Below are 4,673 nucleotides of genomic sequence, written 5' to 3'. Positions count from 1 at the left end.
GGCGCCTGGGGGTTCCCGCGCGGCGGGATGGGCGCGGTCGCCGCCGCCATCGCCGCCTCGGCCCGCGGGTTCGGCGCGACGGTCAGGACGGATGCCGAGGTGGGGCGGATCCGGGTGCGTGACGGCGCGGTCGCCGGGGTGACGCTGGCCAGCGGCGAGGAGATCGACGCTTCCTGCGTCGTCACCACCGCGCATCCCGCGATCTCGTTCCTGCGGCTGCTCGACCGGGCGGAGCTGCCTGCGGGTTTCGCGGCGGACATCGAGCACTGGCAGACGCGCAGCGGCACGGTCAAGATCAACCTCGCGCTGGACAGGCTGCCGGTGTTCACCGCGCACCCGTCGGTCGACCCGGCCGTGCACGGCGGCACGATCGTGCTGTCGGAGTCGCTCGACGACGTGGAGAACGCGTTCCAGGAGGCCGTGGGCGGGAAGCCGGCGACGCTGCCGTTCGCGGACATCTGCATCCCGTCGGTGTTCGACGACTCGCTGGCGCCCTCGGGCAAGCACGTGATGTCGATGTTCACCCAGTGGGTGCCGGACACGTATGCGGACACGCCCGACGAGGCCGCGCTGGCCGATTACGCGGACCGGGTCATCGCGCGGGTGGAGGCGGTCGCGCCCGGGTTCACCGACTCGGTGCTGCACCGGCAGGTCATCGGGCCGCACGAGATGCAGGAGGAGTACGGCCTGGTCGGCGGCAACATCTTCCACGGCGAGCTGTCGCTCGGGCAGCTGTTCCACGGCCGGCCCGCGGCCGGCTACGCGGACCTGCGCACACCGGTGCGCTGGCTGTACCAGGCGGGGTCGGGGACGCACGGCGGCGGCGGGGTCACCGGGATCCCCGGGCGCAATGTGGTGCGGCAGATTCTCGCCGACCAGCGCGCCGAGCGCTGGCGCCGCCGCCTGCGGCGCGGTTCCAGCGCCTAGCGCCTGGACGCGCGGAATCAGCGCGACGGGCGCCCGGTTGGCCGTAGACGTGGCGATCATCGGACTGATAGGAAGCGGCCGCATCGGGAGCACCGTGGCGAGGCTGGCGATTCACGGCGCGGACGAAGCGCTGCTGAGCAACTCGCGAGGACCGGAGACACTGCGCGACGTGGTCGCGAGCCTGGGGTCGCCCGGGGCCCGCGCGGTGACCAGCGAGGAGGCCGCGATGCTTGGCGACCTCGTCGTGGTGGCGGTCCCCGTCAAGGCCTACCCGCTGCTGCCGGCCGCGGCGCTGGCCGGCAAGCTCGTCCTGGATGCCGGCAACTACCACCCGCCGCTCGACGGCCAGCTGCCTGAGCTCGACGACAAGTCGCTCACCAGCAGCGAATACCTGCGACGGCTACTGCCTGACGCTGAGGTCGTGAAGGTGTTCAACAACATCTTCTTCAAGCACCTGCTGAACCTCTCGCGCCCGCCGGGCGCGGTCGACCGCTCCACCCTCCCGATCGCCGGCGACAGCGCCGCCGGGAAGCGAGCGGTCACCGGGTTCCTCGAATCGATCGGGTACGACGCGCTCGACTACGGGCCGCTCGCCGAGAGCTGGCGGCAGGAGCCAGGGCAGCCGGTGTACGGCACGCCGTACGGCTCGGTCGACGACGAGCGGGGCACGCCCGCCGGCAGCGGCGTCATCCGGGCGGCTGTTGCGGCCGCCGCCAGGTAGCGTTGGGGCGTGAGCATCTATGACATTCCGGTCAGCACCCTGGCCGGCGAGGAGTCCTCGCTCGGCGCTTTCGCGGGCACGACGCTGCTCGTGGTGAACGTCGCATCCAAGTGCGGGCTGACCCCGCAGTACACCGCCCTCGAGGCACTGCACGAGCGGCTGGCTGACCGCGGCTTTTCCGTCGTCGGCTTCCCGTGCAACCAGTTCGGCGGACAGGAACCGGGGAGCGCTGATGAGATCGCCGAGTTCTGTTCGGCGACGTACGGCGTGACGTTCCCGATGTTCGAGAAGATCGAGGTCAACGGCCCCGGCCGGCACCCGGTCTACACCGAGCTGACGGCGGTCCCCGACGCCAGCGGCGAGGCGGGCGACATTCAGTGGAACTTCGAGAAGTTCCTGGTGCGCCCGGACGGCAGCGTGGCGGCGCGGTTCCGGCCGATGACGACGCCCGACGACCCCGAGGTGCTCAGCGCGATCGAGGCTGCCCTGCCGGCCCCCGCCTAACCCGGGGTAGCGCCGCTCCCCGCGAACGGCCCCCCTCAGCGCCCCGGGCGGCGGTTGCCTCACTGCCAGCATCGCGTGCCGCGGCGGGCGGGACATCACGGTACACACCACCAGATTTGGGCCGAGCGCACATTGCCGTGCCCGCGCCAGCGGTCTAACGTCCCCGGCATGACGACGTTTGTTCTGGTGCACGGAGCATGGGGCGGCTCATACGGTTTCCGCGCCGTGCGCGGGCCGCTGCGCGCCGCGGGGCACGACGTGTTCACGCCGAGCCTGACCGGGATCGGCGAGCGCGTGCACCTGGCCAGCCCGCAGGTCAACCTGACCACGCACGTCACCGACGTGGTCAACACGGTGCTGTACGAGGACCTGAGCGACATCGTGCTGCTCGGCTACTCCTACGGCGGCATGGTCGTCACCGGCTCGCTGGAGTACGTCGCGGACCGGGTCGCCCACCTCGTCTACCTGGACGCGTTCCTGCCCGCCGACGGCCAGTCCCTCAACGATCTCACCGGCGCCGGTTACGGCACGAGCGGCATCGGGCTGGGAGGCGAATGGCTGGTGCCCCCGATGGCCCGCAATTTCGACGACGCGGCGGAAGCGGACTGGCACTTCGCCCGCCGCTCCCCGCACCCCGTCGGCTGCTTCACCCAGCCGGTCCGGCTGCGCCAGCCGCTCGAGGAGTACCCGTTCACACGCACGTATATCAAGGCCACCGCCGACGCCCGCACGCCTGAAGATGACCGCAGGCACCCGTTCTGGCAGGCCGCCGACCGCACCAAGACGGACCCGGCGTGGCGCTACCGGGAAATCGACACCGACCACTTGATCCCGGTCAAGCGCCCGGCGGAGCTCGCGGAACTGTTGCTGGAGCTCACCTAGCGGGCTCGCGCCCGTCCCGAGACATGTGGCCTGGTGAGGAGGCCGGGCCCGTTCAGGATCAAAAATGTCGGACCCCCGGCGTAGGGTGGCACTTATGCCGGTGACAGCAACCCAAGCAGACCTCGAGATCTACCGCCGCGAGCTGACCGGATACTGCTACCGGATGCTCGGCTCGGCGTTCGAAGCCGACGACGCCGTCCAGGAGACGATGCTGCGCGCGTGGAAGAACGCCGACAGCTTCGAGGGGCGGTCCAGCCTGCGATCCTGGCTGTACAAGATCGCCACCAACGTATGCCTCGACGCGCTGCGCGGCGAGAAGCGGCGCGCGCTGCCGATGGACCTCGGGCCTTCGTCGCCGCCGCTGGAGTCGCTGCTGCGCCCCTGGCCGGCCGAGGACGTCTGGGTCACGCCGATCCCTGAGGTCACTGTCATGCCCGAGCACGGCGACCCGGCGGAGATCGCCGCGCTGCGCGACTCGGTGCGGCTGGCGTTCGTGACCGCGCTGCAGCACCTGCCCGCCAGGCAGCGCGCCGCGCTGATCCTGTGCGAGGTGCTCAAGCTGCCCGCGACCGAGGCCGCCCAGGTCCTCGACAGCTCCGTTGCCTCGGTCAACAGCGCGCTGCAGCGGGCCCGTGCCACCCTCGCCGAGCTGCCCGACCACCAGCGCCCTTCCGAGGTCGAGCCGGAGAACGCCGAACTGCTCGAGCGCTACGTCGACGCCTTCCAGCGCTATGACATGAAGGCGCTGCTCGCGCTCATCCACGAGGACGCGGTGATGACGATGCCGCCGTTCGAGCTGTGGCTGCAGGGGAACATCGACATCACGGCCTGGATGGTCCAGCCGACGGCGAGCACGTGCGCCGGTTCCGTGCTGGTGCCGGTGCGGGCGAACGGTGTGCAGGCGTTCGGCCAGTACAAGCCCGACCGGGCCGGCGGCTACCAGCCGTGGGGACTGCAGGTGCACGAGGCGACGGACGGGAAGTTCAGCCGGTTCACCTGGTTTCTCGATACGGGTGCGCTGTTCCCGCTGTTCGGGCTGCCTCCGCACCTCGACGAAAAGCCTTAGCCGCAGCGGCAGCGGCTGACTCCACGGCGGCCGGTTCTCCGCGTTCCGGCGGGGCTGCGGGGCTGAATGCGACGGTTGTCACATCTCGGACGTGACGACATGGCCAACGGGCGGCCTTAGCGTGATTGTGTGCCATTCCTCCAAGCCCTCGCCATCTTCGCGGCCGGGCTGGCGGCGGGCACGATCAACACCGTCGTCGGCTCCGGCACGCTGATCACCTTCCCGACGCTGCTCGCCTTCGGGTATCCCCCGGTGCTCGCGAACGTGAGCAACAACGTGGGCCTGGTGCCCGGCGTGGCCAGCGGCGTGCACGGCTACCGCGCCGAACTGGAGGGCCAGCGGCGGCGGATCATCAGGCTCGGCTCGGCGTCGGCGTGCGGCGGCCTGGTCGGCGCGATCCTGCTGCTCGTGCTGCCGGCGGAGGCGTTCAAGGCGATCGTCCCCGCGCTGATCGGCGTGGCGGTGGTGATGGTGCTCATCCAGCCCCGGCTGGCGCGGTGGATGGCCCGGCGGCAAGTCGACAGGTTGGCCGCCGCCCCGGGTGGCGGTGACGGCACCGGCGCGGTGCAGCTG

Annotated in this window: 6 protein-coding genes; all 6 read left to right on the top strand. The window is 71.1% G+C overall.

Going from position 1 to position 4,673, the window contains the following annotated elements; all coding sequences use genetic code 11:
- A partial coding sequence (locus WA805_RS28880) for a phytoene desaturase family protein (RefSeq protein ID WP_425243904.1) occupies window positions 1-927 on the top strand: 927 nt, incomplete at its 5' end.
- Between the two features lie 49 nt (window positions 928-976).
- On the top strand, window positions 977-1,648 hold the full coding sequence (locus tag WA805_RS28875; RefSeq protein ID WP_422279912.1) for an NADPH-dependent F420 reductase: 672 nt from the start codon (window positions 977-979) through the stop codon (window positions 1,646-1,648).
- Window positions 1,649-1,657: 9 nt separating this feature from the next.
- Window positions 1,658-2,152 (top strand): glutathione peroxidase, encoded by a 495-nt coding sequence (locus WA805_RS28870; RefSeq protein ID WP_425243903.1) that lies wholly within the window; start codon window positions 1,658-1,660, stop codon window positions 2,150-2,152.
- Between the two features lie 168 nt (window positions 2,153-2,320).
- A complete protein-coding gene (locus tag WA805_RS28865; RefSeq protein ID WP_422286685.1) occupies window positions 2,321-3,034 on the top strand; it encodes an alpha/beta fold hydrolase in 714 nt (237 codons plus the stop codon).
- Between the two features lie 94 nt (window positions 3,035-3,128).
- Entirely contained in the window at window positions 3,129-4,100 is a 972-nt protein-coding gene (locus WA805_RS28860) for a sigma-70 family RNA polymerase sigma factor (protein WP_422274907.1), read from the top strand.
- Window positions 4,101-4,229: 129 nt separating this feature from the next.
- A partial coding sequence (locus WA805_RS28855; RefSeq protein WP_425243902.1) for a sulfite exporter TauE/SafE family protein occupies window positions 4,230-4,673 on the top strand: 444 nt, incomplete at its 3' end.

Origin of the sequence: Trebonia sp. (assembly GCF_049794275.1) — a bacterium.
In the GTDB taxonomy this organism is placed as follows: domain Bacteria; phylum Actinomycetota; class Actinomycetes; order Streptosporangiales; family Streptosporangiaceae; genus Trebonia.
This window is presented reverse-complemented; position numbering and strand designations above follow the sequence as displayed.